The organism is Variovorax sp. W2I14 (assembly GCF_050435205.1).
Taxonomy (GTDB): Bacteria; Pseudomonadota; Gammaproteobacteria; order Burkholderiales; family Burkholderiaceae_C; genus Variovorax; species Variovorax paradoxus_C.
Window position 1 is genome coordinate 2932692 of sequence record NZ_JBNDJX010000001.1, and the last position, 17632, is coordinate 2950323.

Genomic DNA, 17632 nt, shown 5'->3' on the forward strand with positions numbered 1-17632 from the left:
TTCCCACGATTCCCACGTACACGCCCAGGAGCCCCACCCCATGCAAACACAACGCACCGCCGCCACGCGCTATTTCTCCGGCACGTATGTCGAAGCCCGCGCCAAGTTCCTCGACGCCGCAGCACAGCGCGGCGCGGCCATCGAATCGTTCGTGCATCCCGCGCACCGCGGCGCGCTCGGCGAAGAACTCGCCACCGACGTGGCGCTGATCGGCGCGAAGGACGCGAAGAAGGTCCTGCTCGTCACCTCGGGCACGCACGGCCCCGAAGGCTTCTGCGGTTCGGGCGCGCAGGTCGCGACGCTGCACGATGCCGATCTGCTCTCGCGCCTCGAACAGGCAGGCGTGGCGCTGCTGCTGGTGCATGCGGTCAACCCGCATGGGTTTTCGCACCTGCACCGCACGAACGAAGACAACATCGACCTGAACCGCAACCACATCGACTTCAACGCGCCGCTGCCGGTGAATGCCGGTTACGCCGAGGTCGAGCCGCTGGTGCTGCCCGCCACCTGGCCGCCGACGCCCGCCGACGACGCGGCCGTGGCCGCCTACATCGGCAAGCACGGCATGACCGCCTTCCGCGCGGCCGTGACCAAGGGCCAGTACACCTCGCCCGACGGCCTGTTCTACGGTGGCACCGCGCCGTCCTGGAGCAACAAGACCATTCGCGCGATCTTGCGCAAGTACGCGGCATCGGCCACCCACCTCGGCTGGATCGACGTCCACACGGGCCTCGGCCCCTACGGCCATGGCGAGAAGATCTATCCGGGCCGCAACACGCCCGAAGACCTCGCGCTGGCGCATGCCTGGTGGGGGGCCGACGTCTTCGCGCCCTTTGCCGGCGACTCGGCATCGGCCGACGTGTCGGGCCCCGTCATCTCGACCGCATACGACGAATGCCCGAACGCCCGCGTTGCGCCGATGGGCCTGGAGTTCGGCACGCTGCCCGATCTGGAAGTGCTGCTTCGCCTGCGCGCCGACACCTGGCTGCGCCGCCATCCCGAGGCCCCGGAAGCGCAGAAGCGCGAGATCCGCCAGGGACTGCGCGACGCGTTCTACTGCGACAACGACGAATGGAAGGGCATGGTGCTCGGGCAGACGCGCGTCGTACTGCTGCAGACGCTGCAAGGCCTGAAGAAGGCCTGATCCGGCAAGCCGGACTTCGTCTTCTTCAGCCGAAGTTCGGTGCGCGCCGCTCGCGCAGCGACGCCACGCCCTCGCGCACGTCGGCACCCGCGAAGCCCATGAATTCGAGCGCCAGCGAGGCATCGAAGGTCGGCCCGGCCTGGCGCAGCCAGTTGTTGAGCGCGTACTTGGTGAAGCGGATCGCGCTCTGGCTGCCGGCAGCGAGCCGGTCGGCCACCTCGTAGGCGCGCGGCAGCAGGTCGGCTTCGTCCACCGCGAGCGACACCAGCCCGATGCGCTCGGCCTCCTCGCCGCTCACCGGCTCGCACAGCAGCAGGTGGTACTTGGCCTTGGCCATGCCGCACAGGAGCGGCCAGACGATCGCCGCATGGTCGCCCGCCGCCACGCCCAGTCGCGTATGGCCGTCGACGATCTTCGCGCTCTTCGTGGCAATGGAAATGTCGGCCAAGAGGCCCGCCACCAGCCCCGCGCCCACCGCCGGGCCGTGCATCGCGCTCACGATCGGCTTGTCGCAGTTGATGATGTTGTAGACGAGGTCGCGCGCCTCTTTCCACACGCGCTGGCGGATGGCGTCGTCGGTGGCCATGTCCTGCACCAGCGAAAGGTCGCCGCCGCCCGAGAACCCCAGCCCCTCGCCCCGCAGCACCGCGCAGCGCACCGTGTCGTCGGCCGAAAGGTCGCGCCAGATCTCGGCGAGCTCGCGGTGGCCGTCATGACCGGCGGTCGGCAGCTTCCCGTTGGCCGCGCGCATCTGGATGTCGAGCACGGTGCCGTTGGCGCCGCGGCGGGTGATGGCGAGGGTCTGGTAGCGGGTGTAGTCCATGGTGTCTCCGTCCTGCATCCGAAGACGAGGACTTTTTTCTTCGTTGAAAGATCGGGAGGCTATTTTTGCGCCGCCAGTTCGCGGCACTGCTTCACATTGGCATCGAAACGTGGCGCCAGCCCGGGCTCGCAGACCTCGTCGCCGGGCGTGAGCTTGCACATGCCGACGACCACGTAGTCCATCACCGCCGAGGTGCACATCGGGTAGGCCGCGAGGTCCGGATTGGCCTTCACCTTGAAGCCCCAACGTTCGGTGAACTGCACCGTGCGCGCCATCGCGCCGTGGAAGAAGCTGCGGTCCCTGGCGGCGATGGCAGCCTCCATACGCGGCAATTCCTCGTTCAGATAGCCGGCGGCGTCCAGGGGAAACGCCGAGGGCGGCTCTTGCTGCGCAGCAGCGAGGGATGCGGCCAGCACGAGCGGCACCGCGACGAGGGTGCGCAGCAGCGAGGAAGGCGAAAAGCGGGTGGGCGGGCGGTGGAGTTGCATGGCTTGGGATTCTGCAACGTTTGGAAGCATCTTTGAATGGCGGGCGATGCGTACGCGCTACGCCGAAACTTCGATAAACCGCAGATCGAGCCCTTCGCAGGCGGACCGGGAAAGCACAAGTTCATCGGGCGCGGAGCCTTCCAACCAATGCCGCGCGGACAGAAATGCCCTGGCTTCGGCCAGCGACCGGACGCCGAAGGTCAGCGACTCGATCGTCGCGATGCCGCGCGCACCCGCCACGATGTGCAATGCGATGTCGGGCGTCAACGCGATGGGCAGTTGCTGCGAACCGGTCAATGCCCGCCACGCCTGTTCGGCCGCCGGCACGTCGGGCACCGCGAGCCGTATCTGGGCCAGTCCGACAAGGCCCAGCGCGCCACCCGCACACCGGCCGAACGCGGCCTCGTCCCTCGCCTTGCGCTGCACGGCGTCCAGCTTTTCCTTCCACGGGTAGATCGTGCCTTCCGCACTCCAGGCGCAGAAGAAGACGCAGCATGCGTCGGAAGAAACATCGAGCACCACCGAGTTGGTGAAGTTGTCGACCAAGGTGCCATCGTCCTTCTGCGTGCGGAACGCCTTCGGCGCCTTGCATTCGATGCCCCGCTGCGCCAGCCGTGCAATGCTGGCCTGCAAGTCCTCGGGGTTGAGCGCGAGACCTTGCACGAGGGGCAGTGGCACGTCCGAAGGCAGGTCGGCATTGCTCGCCGACGCCCAGATTTCGAGGTTGGTGTTGCCGACATTCACCCAACCGAAACTCGCGAAGCCGCTGTGCTGCAACGGCCAGGACACGGGCAGCCCGAAGGCTTCACCGAAGAGCGTGTACAGCGGCTCGGCAGCCTTTGCGCGGATCACGATGTGATCGAGGCTGCGGTACGGCGCCACGTCTAGCGGCCCTTCTTCTGCCTGTCGAACTTGCGCCAGTACTGGAACTCTTCCTCGTGCACTTCCAGATCGACTTCCGAGATGTGCGACTGCAGCCGCTCCTGCACCTCCGCCACGGCTTTGTTGTAGACGAGGGGACCGACCTCCTCCAGGAAGAAGCCGAGCAGCGCGCCGGCCGCGATGTTGCCGATCTTCTCTTCCATGTTCTCGTTGAAGTAGCGCTCGATCGAGGTGATCGCCTGCTGGCGCGCTTCCTTGGATATCTCGATGGTCATGCGGCTCGCTCTGGGGTGTTGAGGCGAACGATTGTGCCGCTACGATGCGCAGCGGCCACCCGGCGCGCGAGACAACGACACACAACAACGGAGACACGCACCATGAAGTTCCACCCGGCCGCATTGGCTGCCCTTGCCTTGGTCGCGCTCTCGGGCTGCACCAACCTCACGCCCACCGTCCCGCAGCGGCAGCTGATGATCGTGGCCAACGACGAGAAGCAGTCGTGGAACGACGCAGGCGCCGTCATCCTCGGCCCGATGGGACGCGACACGGTGCAGGTGCTCGACATCGGCACCGACCCGCTCGCGCCCAAGCTCGTCGGCACGCTGCAGTTGGACAACACCATCGCCGGCCCGCCGACCAATCTCGCGATCACGCCCGGCGAAACGCTCGCGCTGGTCGCGAACTCGCTCAACGTGGTCGAGGAAAACGGCGTGAGGAAGCAGGTGCCCGACAACCGCCTCTTCGTGATCGACCTCACCACCACACCACCCAGGCTCATCGACACGCTCATGTTGGGCAAGCAGCCTTCGGGCCTCTCGATCAACCGCGCGGGCACGCTCGCGCTGGTGGCCAATCGCGCCGACAACTCGGTGAGCGTGCTGCGCATCGCGGGCAAGAAGGTGACGCTCATCGACACCGTGGCCATGAACGATTCGGTCGCGCATGTGCGCTTCACGCCCGACGGCAAGCGGGCCCTGGTCGCCAAGTTTCCGGCCCACAAGATCGCGCTGCTCGAAGTGAACGGCGAGAAGGTCAGCTACAACAAGGTGGACCTCGCGGCCGGCCTCTGGCCCTACAACGTGGACGTCACGCCCGACGGCAAGCTCGCGCTCACGGCGGACAACGGCAACTCGGGCGCGTCGGACGGACAGGTCGACACGGTGAGCGTGATCGACATGGAAGCCGCGCCGCCGCGCGTGATCGACAAGGTCGTGGTCGGCGACGGCCCCGAGGGCTTGGCCGTGAGCCCGACCGGCCGGCATGCGGTGGCGGTGATCCTGCGCGGCAGCAACTCGGCGAAGAACGCCTACTTCTACAACCGCAACGGCTCGGTCGTGCTGCTGAAGATCGACGGGAAGAAGGTCACGCGCGCCAACGAGGTGGTGGTGCGCGGCCTGCCCGAAGGCGCGGTGTGGAGCGCGGACGGCAAGTACCTCTACGTGGGGAATTTCATCGACCAGGACATCACGATCCTGCGCGTCGATGGCGACACGCTGGTGCCGACGGGGAAGTCGTTTGAACTGCAGGGGCATCCTGCGGCGATGCGCGGAAAATGACGCGCTGACAGATCAACCCGCACCATCGAAGAAAAAGCCATGGCCAAGCCCCAACGACAACTCCGCACGCTCGAACGCGGCATCCTCTGCCTCGTGATCGGCGCCGCCGTGCTGCTGGCGCCCCGCTTCCTGCAAGGCACACGCTGGTTCGACATGGTGGCGGGCGCGTACATCGTCGGCTGGTTCGCGCTGGTGCTGGGCATCGCGCTGGTCGGCGTCGGCCTGTTCCAGCGCAACAAACCGCGCTCCTAGAAAAAGAAAAACCCGCCTTGCGGCGGGTTTTCAGTAAGAGGGACGTGCTCGCCGCAGCAGGCTCAGCCCTTCTTGCCGCGCAGTTTGCCGACGAGCTCCACGACCGCCAGAACGATCGCGCCGGCGACAAGGCCCACGACGGCGTTCACGCCCATCGAGCCCAGCGTGCCGAACACGCCGCCCGTGGCCTTGGCCCAGTCTTCGACGGCATGGCCGAACGCGGGCACACCGTGCACCAGGATGCCGCCACCCACTAGGAACATGGCGGCGGTGCCGGCGACCGACAGCGCCTTCATGAGCCAGGGCGCCGTGGCGAGGATGCCGCGGCCGAGGGCTCGGGAGACAGCGCTCGCGCGCTGGCTCAGGTAGAGGCCCGCGTCGTCGAGCTTCACGATGCCGGCCACGAGGCCGTAGACGCCGATCGTCATGATCAGCGCGATGCCGACCAGCACGCTCAGCTGCGTGGTGAACGGCTGGCCCTGCACGGTGCCCAGCGTGATCGCGATGATTTCGGCCGAGAGGATGAAGTCGGTGCGCACCGCGCCCTTGATCTTGTCCTTCTCGATCGCCACCACGTCGACCGCCTCGTCGGCCACGGCTTGCTCGTGGCGCTGGGTGTCGGCCTCGTGTTCCTTCTTGTGCAGGAACTTGTGCGCGAGCTTCTCGGCGCCTTCGAAGCAGAGAAAAGCGCCACCGACCATGAGGAGCGGCGTCACCAGCCAGGGCAGCCAGGTGCCGATGGCGAGCGCCGCGGGCACCAGGATGGCCTTGTTGATGAACGAGCCCTTGCAGACCGCCCAGACCACCGGAATCTCGCGCTCGGCCCTGACGCCGGAGACTTGCTGCGCATTGAGCGCGAGGTCGTCGCCGAGCACGCCGGCCGTCTTCTTGGCGGCGACTTTGGTGAGGATCGACACGTCGTCCAGGACGGTTGCGATGTCGTCGAGCAGCAGGAGCAGGCTGGTGGCCATATGAAAAGGTCAGTCTGAAAAAGAATCGGCGAGCTTAGCCGCAGCGGCTGCAGGCACTTGCAATAACCGTACGCGGCAGCCTCGGGAAGCCGATCAGAGCGCGCTGAACGCGGTGGCCAGCATCGCGGCGAGCGAGGCGCCGAACAGTGCGAGGCCGACGCGACGGCGGCGGTGCGTGAGCATCCAAAGCGCCACGCCCGAGATCGACAGGAAGATCAGGCTGCCGGCCAGCGTGTCGACCAGCAGGATCCACGCGAGCGGCATGCCGCCACCCTTGTGCATGCTGGTGAGCGTGGCGACGAAGCCGTTGTGCGTGGTGTTGACGCCGACCGAGCGGTTGCCCTGCCAGTAGTCGGCCTGCACGGTTTCGTTCGGGCCGCCGAAGTTGAAGACCCAGTGCGCGGGCTGCGTCAGCGCGGGCGCCGACTTGTCGCTCTTGTCGGCCCAGGCCACCGGCTTGGCCGGCTCGATGCGCGATGAATTGGGCGGCCCGCTCATGCGCAGCGCGCCTTGAAGCCACTGGCTCATCGCCTCGGGGGTGTCGGGCACCGGATCGGGCAGCGCCAGCTGGGCCCGCGTGCGCTCCTGGGCCTGCGGCAACTTGAGCACGTTGCGGTGGTTGAGCCAGATGCCGCTGAAACCAAACAGGAGCCCCAGGACCGCGCCCCACAGGCCGAACCAGCCGTGGGTGCGGCGAATCCACTGCACGACGGTTGTACGGCGCCGATGCGCGAGCACCCGCGCCGCGTGGTTGCCGTTGTGGCCGGCGTCGGGCGTTGTCGGCAGCGGCGGCGTCATGGAATCAGGCGACGCTGCGCTTGAGTCGGATTTCTTCGATGCGCACCGTGCCCAAGAGCGTGGTCTTGGCGGTCTTCATCTCGCGCTTGAAGCCCGCGAGTTCGTGAAAGCGCATGGCGCGGTCGTTGCGAATCGGCACCCAGATGGTGACCGTGGTGCAGCCTTCTTCGTCGAGGCCTTCGCGCGCGGCGTCCCAGAGGGCCACGCCCACGCCCTTGCCCCAGTGCTCGGGCTTGACGTAGATGGCCCAGATCTCGCCCGTGGTGGACGGCGTCTTGGGGTCGCGCGAGCGGTCGAATCCGACGAAGCCGACGATTTCGCCGTCCAGCGTGGCGACCTGCACTTGCGGTTCGCTGAATTCGATGGCTTCGCGCCACTTGGCTTCGCGGCTGGCCGGGGCCAGCGTGCGCAGTTCTTCTTCGGGGAGGATGCCTTCGTAGGCGGCCTTGGCGGCCAGGGCATGGACTTCGGCGACGGCCTTGGCGTCGCGCATCGTGGCGGGGCGAACTTCGTAATCGGACATGAATGCGGGGAAATCGGATGGAACCGGCTATTGTCGCCGCACCGCTAAACTGCCCGCTGCATCCGTAGCATCAACTGGAGAAAAGTCATGGCCAAGAGTCAGCAACGCAGCACCAAGGAAGCCAAGAAACCGAAGAAGGACACCTCGCCGCCCAAGCCCGTGGGCACCGGCGGCATCGAGCCGGTCCGCACGATCACCACCGCGGTGATTCCGCGCGGCAAGCTCAAGAACAAGTGACCGACGAGGCACCGGCCGGGGCCCCACCGGCCCCGGCGCCCGCAGCCAAGCCGGCCCAGCCGCGCAACCCGCTGCACGGGCTCACGCTGGAGGCCATCGTCACCTCGCTGGCCGACTGGTACGGCTGGGAACACCTCGGCGAGCTCGTTCCCATCCGCTGTTTCCAGATCGACCCGAGCGTGGGCTCCAGCCTCAAGTTCCTGCGCAAGACGCCGTGGGCGCGCGAGAAGGTCGAGAGCCTCTATCTCTTCATGCTGCGCGAACAACGCCGCGAGCGGCAGCAGCAACAACAGCCTCCCCAGGAATGAAGGTCCGAATCGAGCCCTCGGGCCTCGACTTCGAGACCGATGCGGGCACCACGCTCCTGAAGGCGGCCGAGGCGGCCGGCATCGAACTGCCGAGCTCCTGCCGCAACGGCACCTGCCGTACCTGCATCTGCCAGCTTGTTTCAGGCCATGTGCGCCACATCATCGAATGGCCCGGCCTGAGCTTCGACGAGAAGGACGAGGGCTGGATCCTGCCCTGCGTGGCGGAGGCGCTGGACGACCTCGTGCTCGACGCACCGAAAGCCTTTTCGGTTTTCCGGGACTAGGAGGCCGGCCCGACCGGCCCCACCGGCCTGGCGCCGGCAGGCACCGCCACCACGAGCCGATCGCGCTGCGCCAGCGACGGGAACAGCTTGAACCACGTGAGCGCCACCAGCATCGTTCCCACGCCGCCTACCACCACCGACCCCACGGGCCCGAGCAGCGCCGCCGTGGCGCCCGATTCGAATTCGCCGAGCTGGTTGCTCGCGCCGATGAAGATCGAGTTGACCGCGCTCACCCGCCCGCGCATCGCATCGGGCGTCTCCAGTTGCACCAGCGTCTGGCGGATCACCACGTTGACCATGTCCGCCCCGCCCGACACCGCGAGCGCGATCAGCGAGACGATGAAGCTCTTCGAGATGCCGAACACCACCATGCACAGGCCGAAAAGCCCGATGGCCAGCAGCAGCGTGCGCCCCACGTGCCGCTCGACCGGCCGGCGCGTGAGCGCGATCGACATCACCAGCGCGCCCACGGCGGGCGCGCCGCGCAGGAGGCCGAGGCCCCAGGGACCGGTGTGCAGGATGTCCTTCGCATAGATCGGCAGCAGCGCCACCGCGCCGCCCAGCAGCACAGCGAACAGGTCGAGCGAAACGGCGCCGAGCACGGGCTTGCGCTTCCAGATGAAATCGACGCCCGCGAACACCGTGGCGAGCGTGACCGGCTCGCGCGCGGCCGGCGTGTAGGCATAGCGCAGCCGCAGCACGAGTACGCAGGCGATGACGAAGAACGCCACGCTGGCGCCGTACACCACCGACATGCCCGCCACGAACAGCAGCCCGCCCAGCGCCGGCCCGCCGATGATCGCGCCCTGCATGCCGGCCGAACTGAAGGCCATGGCCCGCGCGAGCATCGAGGGCGGTACCAGCAGCGGCGTGAGCGCCTGCTGCGCCGGCATCTGGAAGGCGCGCACCGCCCCGAGCACCAGCGAAAGGCCCAGCAAGAGGCCGCGCGTGTCGTGCTTCTCCATCACGGCCAGCAGAAGCACCAATCCCACCAGCCCCTGCACCGCGAAGCACGCCGCCACGATGCGGCCGCGGTGGTGGCGGTCGACGATATGGCCGGCCAGGAGCGCCAGCAGGAGTGCGGGAACGAATTGGTAGAGCCCGACGAGGCCGAGGTCCCAGGCGCTGTTGGTGAGCTCGTACATGTGCCAGCCGATGGCCACCAGCAGCATCTGCGAGGCGGCGGTTCCGAAGAGCCGCGCCGTCCACATGTGCATGAAGGGGCGCTCGCGCGTCAGGTCGGAAAAGCTGGGCTGGGGGGAGGAAGCGGAGGCGGGAGCGGGGCCGGACATTCGGTCGAGGATAGCCGAGGCACCATGAGCCGCGCATGAGCGGGGTGCGGCGCCCTTCCCTGCGCCTTTCCTCTCTACACTCTGCTTCCCGATGACCGCGCCGCCTCTCCAACCGATCCACGAAGACGCCCACCTGCTGGTGCTCGACAAGCCCGCGGGCCTGCTCTGCGTGCCGGGCCGCGGCGAGGACAAGCAGGACTGCCTTAGCGCGCGTGCCATGCGGCAATGGCCCGATGCGCTGATCGTCCACCGGCTCGACATGGCGACCAGCGGCCTCGTGGTGATGGCACGCAGCCTCGACATGCAGCGCGCATTGAGCGCCGCCTTCGCCGACCGGCAGGTGCGCAAGCGCTACGAAGCCATCGTCGATGGCGCGATGCCCGTGCGCGAAGACTGGTCGATCATCGATGCACCGCTGATGGCCGACTGGCCGCGCCGTCCGCTGCAGAAGACCGACCCCGCGGGCAAGCCCAGCCTCACGCGCTGGCGTGCGCTCGCGTCATCGGTGCAGGGAGAGTTCGGCGCGACCCATGTGCTGCTCGAACCGGAGACAGGCCGCTCGCACCAGCTGCGTGTGCATCTGCTGTCGATCGGTCATCCGATCCTTGGCGATGCGCTGTATGGCGATGCCGCAATGCAGGCGCGTGCGCCGCGGCTGATGCTGCATGCGAGCGAGCTGGCGTTCGCGCATCCGGCGACGCAGCAGTCCCTTCGCTTCGAAAGTCCTTCAGGCTTTTCGCTCAGAAGGTGTGAAGAAACCGTAGCGAGCGGTTCGAGCTTGCACCGAGGACCGGAGCCGTACTCTGTACGGTGAGGACCGCAGGTGCGAGATCGAGCCGCGCAGTAGGTTTATTCATACCTTCTCAGCCGCCCTTGACCACCAGCACCGGCATCGTCGCGTCCTGCAGCACGCGCTGCGTGACGCTGCCCAGCAGCAGTTTCTCGATGCCGCTGCGACCGTGCGAGCCCATCACGATCAGGTCGGCCGCGATGGCTATGGCGGTGTCGACGATGCCTTCGTGCACCACATGGCCGTCGATCACGCGCTGGTCGCTGTGCAGGCCTTCGGCCGCGAGCGCCGCGACGCCGCGTGCCAGCGCCGCATTCGCGCTCGCGGTGGCGGCGGCGAGGTATTCGTTCTGGCCGAGCGCATAGTCCGCGCCCACGCCGATGAAGGGGTAGTTGTCGATCACGTGAATCAGCGTGATGCGGCTTCCGAAAGCCAGTGCGAGGCCACTGGCCTTGCTGACGGCGAGCATGGAAGTTTCAGAACCGTCGATGGGAACCAGGATGTGATTGAACATGGCGGACCTCGCTTTCGTTCGCAGACAGACACGGCTCGAAGTCGAACCGGGTCCCGAATTTAACCGCTACGCCGATGGGTGGCTGTAGGACTCGGGCCAGCGGCACCCAAAGTACCGCCAACGGACGTCAATCGCCCTGGAAACCCTGTGATCGGCAGGTGATCACGAGCGTATCGCGCCAACCTTCGCCGCCCTCCTCGAGCGGCTGGATCGGCGTGGATTCGTGAATGACGCGTGCATCGTCGAGCACGAGCAACGTCCACGGCTCGGTCATGGTGAAGCGCTCGCCGCGACGGCCGTTGGCTTCGAACACGCGCGTCTCGCCGCCCTTGATGCCTTGACGGCCGACCAGCGCGACGGCCACCAGGTCGACGCCGTCGCGGTGCGCGCCCTCGGGGGTCGGGCGGCCGATGCCACCGGCGGTGTCGATGCGGAACTGATGCGCCTCGACGAACCATTTCTGCGGCGCACCCCGCATGTCGCTCGCGGCCGTACCGAGTCGCTGCAGCAGGCGCTGCCACACCGGCTGCACGATGGTCTCGGCGAGCATCGGCGCGAACCAGCGCTGCATACCGCCGTGCAGCGCGTTGTATTCGACCGGCTGCCAGTGCGCGCGATGCGGCACCTGTTCGAGCGCGGCGTTGTCGCCGCCGGCCTCGACGGTGAAGCATGCATGGCGGCGCGTGCGGTAGCGGCCGCCGTCCTTCAGGTACTCGTCGGGTGGAAGGTCGTTCCAGTCCGCATGCAGTGCCTCGAGCTGCGAGAGCGGTGCGCCGAGCCAGTCGCTGACGCCCTGGGGGCTCAGCACCGCGTAGCCCTGTTCGCGCAGCGCTGCGGGCAGTTCGACAGGGTCGATGAACGGCGGCGTGAAGGCGGTGGTGGTCACGCGCTGACCTTCACGTCCTTCCAGAACGCGACGCGGTCGCGAATTTCCTCGGCTTCGGGCTTCGGGTCGGCGTAGTACCAGGCGGCGTCGGTGTTGAGCTCGCCGTTGACCAACAGGGAGTAGTAGCTCGCGGTGCCCTTCCAGGGGCAGGTGCTCTTGTGGTTGCTGAAGGTGACGTGATCGCGGTTGAGCGAACTCATCGGGAAATAGTGGTTGCCTTCGACGAGCACGGTGTCGTCGCTTTCGGCGATGGTGACGCCGTTCCAGGTTGCTTTCATTTTGTCTTGGTCTCCAAGGGGAGGGGTGCGGGGGGCGCTTTCCGGTGCGCTACCGCACGGGGCTTGGGTATTGTGCCGTTGCTTGTCACTGCCACTTTTTCGTTGGCTGTATGAACCCTATTTGGATGTTTTCTTTTCGAGGCCGGGTCTCGCCCCGGCGGGCGACTTACTTTCTTTTGCTTCGCCAAAAGAACGTAAGCAAAGAAAAGGCGACCCTGCTGTCTGCGTCCCTACGCTTCGCTTCGGGCAACCTGCGGTGCTCACGTTCCGCGGGGTCTCGCCCAAACTCGCTGCGCTCAAACAAGGGCGAGCCCTGATCCGCGAAACGCTCCGCTCCTCGGCGCATACAGAAGGGCTTTCGCGCGCGCCATCGCTGCGCTCGGCCAGCTCACGGGCCTTCGCTTTGCTCGGCTTGGGTTGGCTCTCTCTGCGACGACGGGCCTTTGCTCCACTCGACTTGGATTGGCTCCCTCCCCCGGGGGAGGGCTGGGGTGGGGGCGCGCGGCGCTCGTTGAGGCGCTGCCGTGTAGCGAGCGCTGTCGTGCCCCCATCCCAGCCTTCCCCCAGAGGGGGAAGGAGCAATGCATCAGCCCCGGTGTCGCATGTCTTGTCTTTCTCCCCCTCCCGGGGGAGCGCCGGGGTGGGGCATGGTGGCCGAGCGAAGCAAAGGCCCGAGCGCCCCGCCGAGCGCAGCGATGGCGTGTTGGTTTCCACCCCTTCTGGCTGCGCCGAGGAGCGCAGCGGTGCGCGGATCAGGGCTCGCAGCTGTTTGAGCCGAAGGCGAGTTCTGCGAGACCCCGCGAACCGCGAGCACCGCAGGTTGCCCGCAGCGAAGCGTAGGGTCGCAGACAGCAGGGTCGCCTTTCTTTTGCCTACCTTTCTTTGGCGAAGCAAAGAAAAGTAGGTCGCCCGCCGGGGCGAGACCCGGCCTCGGAAAGAAAACTAAGCAGCCAGCCAGTGAACGCTGAAGAGCTTCTCCGGGTCCGTCCAAACCGCCCCGGGTCGGAAGCCCGCACGAACAGCCAACGCACGAAGCCCATCCACAGTGAACTTGTGCGAGTACTCCGTGTGAATAGTCTCGCCCTCCTCGAACCCAAACCGTTCCCCATTCAAAGAAACGCTCTGAGCCTTGCGACTCACCAGATGCATCTCGATCCTCTGCCGAGGCGCGTTATAGAACGCCGCATGCGCAAACCCATCCAGATCAAAGTCCGCATCGAGCTCGGTATTCGCCCGACGCAGCAGATTCAGATTGAACTCCGCCGTCACCCCTTGCGCATCGTTGTAAGCCGCATGCAACCGCTCCGGCGCCTTCACCAGATCGACACCGATCAGGAGCCCCCCGCCCCGCAGCATCCGCGCCGCAAGCTGCAGAAAAGCCAGCGCTTCATCAGGCTCGAAATTCCCAATGGTCGACCCCGGGAAAAATCCGACCCGACGACCCGACCCCGCCATAGGTGCAGGCAACACAAGAGGCATCGTGTAGTCCGCCGCAATGGGCTGCACCACGAGCGCCGGATAGTCTGCCTTCAACCGCTCCGCAGCCGCTTCCAGGTGCTCCCCCGAAATATCGATCGGCAAATAGCGCTTGGGCGTTTCGAGCGCATCGAGCAGCAGCCGCACCTTGGTCAGCGACCCCGCACCGAATTCCACGATCTCCGCGTTCGGCCCGACCTGCTCGGCGATCTCGCCCGCACATTCGCCGAGGATGCGTAGCTCCGTGCGCGTCGGGTAGTACTCGGGCAATTCGCAGATGCGGTCGAACAGCTGCGAGCCCGCCGCGTCGTAGAAAAACTTGGGCGAAATGCTGCGCGGCGAACGCGCAAGACCCGCCTGCATCTCCCGCCCGAATTCGGACAGCGGCACGACTGGTGCCGACGAGCGAGGCGTTGTCGTCTTCGCCGACTTCGAGGCAACGAACGAAGACAGCGACGAAGAAGAAGTTGGATTGCGCATGATCAAAGGTCTTTCGCGAGCCGCAGCCCCGTGAATTGCCAGCGCGCTGCCGGCGGAAAGAAGTTGCGATAACTCGGCCGCGAATGCCCGGCCGGCGTGGCGACGCTGCCGCCGCGCAACACCAGTTGCCCCACCATGAACTTGCCGTTGTATTCGGCCGCGATGCCGGGCATCGGGCGAAAGCCCGGGTACGGGTCGTACGAGGAACGGGTCCACTGCCAGACGTGGCCGGTCATCTGCGTGATGCCGGGCGCGTCGAACGCGGCCTCCCATTCGAACTCGGTCGGCAGCCGCGCGCCGGCCCATTCGGCGTACGCGGCGGCTTCATAGAAACTCAGTTGCGACACCGGCGCATCGGCTTCCATCGGCCGCACGCCGTGCAGGCCGAAAACATGCCAGCCCGTGCTGCCCTGCTGTTGCTGTTGTTGCGAACCGAGGCCGAGCCGCGGATCGTCCGACGCGAGCCAATACGCAGGATGCCGCCAGCCATTGGCTTGCACCGCAGCCCATCCATCGGACAGCCAGAGCTCCGCACGTTGATAACCACCATCGGCAATGAACTGCGCATAGTCGCCACAGTTCACCAGCCGGTCGGCAATCGCATACGGCTGCAGCAGCGCCTTGTGGCGCGGCGTCTCGTTGTCGAAAGAAAAATCTTGCCCCGCGTGCCCGACCTCGGCGATGCCGCCGTGCTGCGGGAGCCAGCGCATCGGCGACGGCACCGCGGCCAAGCGCAATGCAGGTCCGCTCGCCGGCTTGTACGCAGGCAGCAGCGGATTGCACGACAGTGCATGCAGGATGTCGGTGAGCAGCAGCTCCTGATGCTGCTGTTCGTGGTTCAGGCCGAGCGTGACGATGGGCTCGATCGCCGCCCAGTCCTGCTCGCCGACGCCGCCTTCGAGCAGCGCGAGCACCGCCTCGTCGACATGCCGCCGGTACGCATGCACCTCGTCCACCGAGGGTCGCGTGAGCAGCCCGCGCTGCGGACGCGGATGCCGAGGCCCGAGCGCCTCGTAGTACGAATTGAAGAGGTAATGGAATCGCGGATCGAAGGGCTGGTAGCCCTCGGCGTGCGGTTGCAGAAGCACCGTCTCGAAGAACCACGTCGTGTGCGCGAGATGCCACTTCGTCGGGCTCGCATCGGGCATCGACTGGATGCACTGGTCTTCGGCGGAAAGCGGGGCGGCAAGTGCGAGGCTTGTGGCGCGCACGTCGCGGAACCTGTCGCGCAGTGCGCTCGCCGCCTGTGCGATCGGCCGGGAAAGCGTCATGGAATCTCCAGTCGGGTCAGCTGCAAGTTTTAGCCCATCCGGGCCGGCGCGGTCCGTAGGACAAAACGCCGCGGGGGAGCCGCCGGAAAGTCGACGGGCAGCCACTGTGGCACAAGATGGCTGGGTGTGCAGGGCGGCTGCGTATCATCCGTTCGATGCAAACGAACACCTCCTCGACCGCGTCCACCAGGCCCAGAATCGTCATCGTCGGTTGCGGATTCGGCGGCCTGGAGGCGGCCCGCAAGCTGCAGCGCGCCGACGTCGATGTCACCGTGATCGACAAGACCAACCACCACCTGTTCCAGCCCCTGCTCTACCAGGTGGCGACCGCCGGGCTCGCCGCGCCCTCCATCGCGGCGCCGGTGCGCGCGTTGTTTCGCAAGCAACAGAACATCACCACGCTGCTCGGCGAAGTGAGCGCCATCGATCCCGCCGGCCGCACGGTGCAGCTGGCGAGCGGCACCACCGTGCCCTACGACCACCTGATCGTCGCCGCCGGTGCCACGCACAGCTACTTCGGGCACGACGAATGGGCGCCCGTCGCGCCGGGGCTGAAGACGCTGGCCGATGCCTTCGAAATCCGCCGCCGCGTGCTGCTGTCGTTCGAAACCGCCGAGACCACCACCGACCCCGCGCTTCGCCGCGCCCTGCTCACCTTCGTGGTGATCGGCGCCGGCCCGACCGGCGTGGAAATGGCCGGCACGCTGGCCGAGATCGCCAAGCACACGCTCTCGGGCGAGTTCCGCCATATCGACCCGAGCAGCTCGCAGGTGCTGCTGGTCGAAGGCGGCCCGCGCGTGCTGCAGGCCATGCCCGAATCGCTGAGCCAGAAGGCGCTCGAGCAACTGGAAAAGCTCGGGGTCGAAGTGCGGCTGAATGCGCGCGTCACCGCCATCGACGCCACCGGCCTCGAAGTGCAGACCGGTGGCGGCGCGGATGGCGCACCGGTCGCGAGCTACCGAATCGACAGCAGTTGCGTGGTCTGGGCCGCGGGCGTCGCGGCCTCGCCGCTGGGCCGCATGCTGGGTACCGCGACCGGGGTCGAATGCGACCGCGCGGGCCGCATCAAGGTCGAGCCCGACTTGAGCCTCGCGGGCCACTCCGAGATCAGCGTGGTGGGCGACCTCGCGGCCGCCATGAGCCACGCACCCGGCAAGCCGCCGAAGCCGGTGCCCGGTGTGTCGCCCGGCGCCAAGCAGATGGGCCGCGCCGCGGCGTCGAACATCCTGCGCCGCATCGCGGGCCAGCCGACCTTGCCGTTCCGCTATGCGGACTACGGCAACCTCGCGACCATCGGCCGCAATTCGGCGGTGGTGGATCTTGGCACGCCCTTCGGCCCGCTGCGTTTCAGCGGCCGGCTCGCGTGGCTGTTCTGGCTGTTTGCGCACGCGTATTTCCTCATCGGCTTTCGCAACCGCGTCGTCGTCATGATGGATTGGGCGGGCGCCTACTGGAGCTTCCAGCGCAATGCGCGCGTGGTGGCCGACGTGCAGGGCAAGAGCGAGTCCTGAACGCGGAACCGGGCCATGTTGTCGCTGATCTGGTGGATCGCCATTCATGCCGTCGAAGCGCTCTTCCTCGTCTGGGTGCTGCGCTGGGGCGGCGCGGAGCGGCTCGAGGGCACGTGGGCCTCGGGCTTCATCAGCAGCTTCGCGCCGCGCTGGAACGCCGAGGGCCTGCGCATGGCGGCGCTGATCCTGCTGGTGTTCTGTGCGATCACCTTCGTCGCGGGGCTGTTCATGCCCTCGCTGCGCTGCTGGAGCGGCGGCGCCTGCTGAACGCCGCCGCCCTTTCGAGCCCACATCCCGGTCACGCCGGTCTCAAAAGAAGTGTTCGCCCCAGTGCGATTCGCGCTGGCTCTTGCGCCAGTCCCAAGGCGGCACCGGCTTCGTGTCGGCCCACAGCCCCAGGTGCCGCGAGCGCGCGCTGTCCTGCAGCTTGAAGAGCCCGCCGCCGCGCTTGGTCGCGATCTTGTTGTAGTCGTACACCCAGGCCCAGCCCTCGGACACCATGCGGCTGCCGGCGTCCTCGCCGTTGCACGACACGTCGGCCACGGTGCGGCCGTAGCGGTCGGTGTCGCGCTCGGTGATGACCGCCTTTTCGGCGTAGCAGAGGCGGCTCAGCGCCTGCCGGCTGCGCTGGCCGTAGGACTGCTTCTTTTCAGGAGCGTCGATGGCGGCGATGCGCACCTTGACCTGCTCGTAGGCACCGATGCGGCCGCAGCGCGCGGTGAGCGTGTCGCCGTCGGTCACGCCGACGACGAGGCAGTTGCGGGGCGATGCGGCATGCGCCAGCAGCGGGATTGAAAGGCCGAAGAAAAGAAACAGGAAGACCGGACGAAAGCGCATGCGGAAAGAGGACGGAATACGTGATGAAAAC

23 protein-coding genes are annotated in these 17632 nt (G+C 67.0%); 9 read left to right on the forward strand and 14 right to left on the reverse strand.

Annotation, left to right across the window (positions count from 1 at the left end; genetic code table 11):
* Window positions 1–40 precede the first annotated feature (40 nt).
* Complete coding sequence (locus QF040_RS13700) at window positions 41–1144, forward strand: M14 family metallopeptidase (RefSeq protein WP_429611481.1); 1104 nt, start codon at window positions 41–43, stop codon at window positions 1142–1144.
* Between the two features lie 25 nt (window positions 1145–1169).
* Here the strand turns inward: QF040_RS13700 and QF040_RS13705 are convergent, their stop codons facing one another.
* The 4 genes from QF040_RS13705 to QF040_RS13720 are packed head-to-tail and all read right to left on the reverse strand — an operon-like array spanning window position 1170 to window position 3612.
* The gene (locus QF040_RS13705; RefSeq protein ID WP_307611919.1) at window positions 1170–1967 is read right to left on the reverse strand and encodes an enoyl-CoA hydratase/isomerase family protein; all 798 of its coding nucleotides are present in this window, start codon (window positions 1965–1967) and stop codon (window positions 1170–1172) included.
* A 59-nt stretch (window positions 1968–2026) separates the two neighbouring features.
* Entirely contained in the window at window positions 2027–2455 is a 429-nt protein-coding gene (locus QF040_RS13710) for a hypothetical protein (RefSeq protein WP_429611482.1), read from the reverse strand.
* Between the two features lie 57 nt (window positions 2456–2512).
* Window positions 2513–3337: a VOC family protein gene (locus QF040_RS13715; RefSeq protein WP_429611483.1), complete on the reverse strand. Its 825-nt coding sequence runs from the start codon at window positions 3335–3337 to the stop codon at window positions 2513–2515.
* A 2-nt stretch (window positions 3338–3339) separates the two neighbouring features.
* Window positions 3340–3612, reverse strand: coding sequence for a DUF2164 domain-containing protein (locus QF040_RS13720; protein ID WP_429611484.1), 273 nt, complete (start codon window positions 3610–3612; stop codon window positions 3340–3342).
* Between the two features lie 102 nt (window positions 3613–3714).
* On the opposite strand from QF040_RS13720, the gene QF040_RS13725 reads away from it, so the two are divergent.
* Window positions 3715–4893 (forward strand): lactonase family protein, encoded by a 1179-nt coding sequence (locus QF040_RS13725; RefSeq protein ID WP_429611485.1) that lies wholly within the window; start codon window positions 3715–3717, stop codon window positions 4891–4893.
* Window positions 4894–4932: 39 nt separating this feature from the next.
* The gene (locus QF040_RS13730) at window positions 4933–5145 is read left to right on the forward strand and encodes a hypothetical protein (protein ID WP_307605080.1); all 213 of its coding nucleotides are present in this window, start codon (window positions 4933–4935) and stop codon (window positions 5143–5145) included.
* 62 nt (window positions 5146–5207) lie between these two features.
* Here QF040_RS13730 and QF040_RS13735 read toward each other — a convergent pair whose 3' ends face one another.
* From QF040_RS13735 to QF040_RS13745, 3 genes are all read right to left on the reverse strand, one after another.
* Window positions 5208–6116: a DUF808 domain-containing protein gene (locus QF040_RS13735; protein ID WP_429611486.1), complete on the reverse strand. Its 909-nt coding sequence runs from the start codon at window positions 6114–6116 to the stop codon at window positions 5208–5210.
* Between the two features lie 93 nt (window positions 6117–6209).
* A complete protein-coding gene (locus QF040_RS13740; protein ID WP_429611487.1) occupies window positions 6210–6914 on the reverse strand; it encodes a PepSY-associated TM helix domain-containing protein in 705 nt (234 codons plus the stop codon).
* A gap of 4 nt (window positions 6915–6918) precedes the next feature.
* Entirely contained in the window at window positions 6919–7437 is a 519-nt protein-coding gene (locus QF040_RS13745) for an N-acetyltransferase family protein (RefSeq protein ID WP_429611488.1), read from the reverse strand.
* Window positions 7438–7524: 87 nt separating this feature from the next.
* On the opposite strand from QF040_RS13745, the gene QF040_RS13750 reads away from it, so the two are divergent.
* Genes QF040_RS13750 through QF040_RS13760 form a run of 3 tightly spaced genes read left to right on the forward strand, consistent with a single transcriptional unit; the run spans window position 7525 to window position 8266 of the window.
* The gene (locus QF040_RS13750; RefSeq protein ID WP_013542593.1) at window positions 7525–7674 is read left to right on the forward strand and encodes a hypothetical protein; all 150 of its coding nucleotides are present in this window, start codon (window positions 7525–7527) and stop codon (window positions 7672–7674) included.
* Window positions 7671–7982 (forward strand): VF530 family DNA-binding protein, encoded by a 312-nt coding sequence (locus tag QF040_RS13755; protein WP_013542594.1) that lies wholly within the window; start codon window positions 7671–7673, stop codon window positions 7980–7982. Before QF040_RS13750 ends, QF040_RS13755 begins: the two co-directional genes overlap by 4 nt.
* The gene (locus QF040_RS13760) at window positions 7979–8266 is read left to right on the forward strand and encodes a 2Fe-2S iron-sulfur cluster-binding protein (protein WP_429611489.1); all 288 of its coding nucleotides are present in this window, start codon (window positions 7979–7981) and stop codon (window positions 8264–8266) included. The genes QF040_RS13755 and QF040_RS13760 overlap by 4 nt, the downstream gene beginning before the upstream one ends.
* Here the strand turns inward: QF040_RS13760 and QF040_RS13765 are convergent.
* Window positions 8263–9558 carry an MFS transporter gene (locus QF040_RS13765; RefSeq protein ID WP_429611490.1) on the reverse strand — a complete coding sequence of 432 codons (1296 nt, stop codon included), beginning with the start codon at window positions 9556–9558 and terminating at the stop codon, window positions 8263–8265. The genes QF040_RS13760 and QF040_RS13765 overlap by 4 nt on opposite strands.
* A 91-nt stretch (window positions 9559–9649) precedes the next feature.
* Here QF040_RS13765 and QF040_RS13770 point away from each other — a divergent pair, with 91 nt between their 5' ends.
* The gene (locus tag QF040_RS13770) at window positions 9650–10372 is read left to right on the forward strand and encodes an RluA family pseudouridine synthase (protein ID WP_429611491.1); all 723 of its coding nucleotides are present in this window, start codon (window positions 9650–9652) and stop codon (window positions 10370–10372) included.
* A gap of 49 nt (window positions 10373–10421) precedes the next feature.
* On the opposite strand, the gene QF040_RS13775 is transcribed toward QF040_RS13770, so the two are convergent.
* The 5 genes from QF040_RS13775 to egtB all read right to left on the reverse strand — a co-directional run bounded on the left by QF040_RS13775 (window position 10422) and on the right by egtB (window position 15253).
* On the reverse strand, window positions 10422–10862 hold the full coding sequence (locus tag QF040_RS13775; RefSeq protein ID WP_013542598.1) for a universal stress protein: 441 nt from the start codon (window positions 10860–10862) through the stop codon (window positions 10422–10424).
* Window positions 10863–10989: 127 nt separating this feature from the next.
* Entirely contained in the window at window positions 10990–11748 is a 759-nt protein-coding gene (locus QF040_RS13780) for a 2OG-Fe dioxygenase family protein (protein WP_429611492.1), read from the reverse strand.
* Entirely contained in the window at window positions 11745–12026 is a 282-nt protein-coding gene (locus QF040_RS13785) for a DUF427 domain-containing protein (RefSeq protein ID WP_306883216.1), read from the reverse strand. Before QF040_RS13785 ends, QF040_RS13780 begins: the two co-directional genes overlap by 4 nt.
* Window positions 12027–12968: 942 nt before the next feature.
* The gene (egtD, locus tag QF040_RS13790; RefSeq protein ID WP_429611493.1) at window positions 12969–13982 is read right to left on the reverse strand and encodes an L-histidine N(alpha)-methyltransferase; all 1014 of its coding nucleotides are present in this window, start codon (window positions 13980–13982) and stop codon (window positions 12969–12971) included.
* A 2-nt stretch (window positions 13983–13984) separates the two neighbouring features.
* Entirely contained in the window at window positions 13985–15253 is a 1269-nt protein-coding gene (gene egtB, locus QF040_RS13795) for an ergothioneine biosynthesis protein EgtB (protein ID WP_429611494.1), read from the reverse strand.
* Between the two features lie 155 nt (window positions 15254–15408).
* Here egtB and QF040_RS13800 point away from each other — a divergent pair, with 155 nt between their 5' ends.
* Both QF040_RS13800 and QF040_RS13805 read left to right on the forward strand, forming a co-directional pair.
* Window positions 15409–16764 carry an NAD(P)/FAD-dependent oxidoreductase gene (locus tag QF040_RS13800; RefSeq protein WP_429611495.1) on the forward strand — a complete coding sequence of 452 codons (1356 nt, stop codon included), beginning with the start codon at window positions 15409–15411 and terminating at the stop codon, window positions 16762–16764.
* Between the two features lie 15 nt (window positions 16765–16779).
* Window positions 16780–17031 carry a hypothetical protein gene (locus tag QF040_RS13805; protein ID WP_429611496.1) on the forward strand — a complete coding sequence of 84 codons (252 nt, stop codon included), beginning with the start codon at window positions 16780–16782 and terminating at the stop codon, window positions 17029–17031.
* Between the two features lie 42 nt (window positions 17032–17073).
* Here QF040_RS13805 and QF040_RS13810 read toward each other — a convergent pair whose 3' ends face one another.
* Complete coding sequence (locus QF040_RS13810) at window positions 17074–17601, reverse strand: thermonuclease family protein (protein ID WP_429611497.1); 528 nt, start codon at window positions 17599–17601, stop codon at window positions 17074–17076.
* Window positions 17602–17632: the final 31 nt, after the last annotated feature.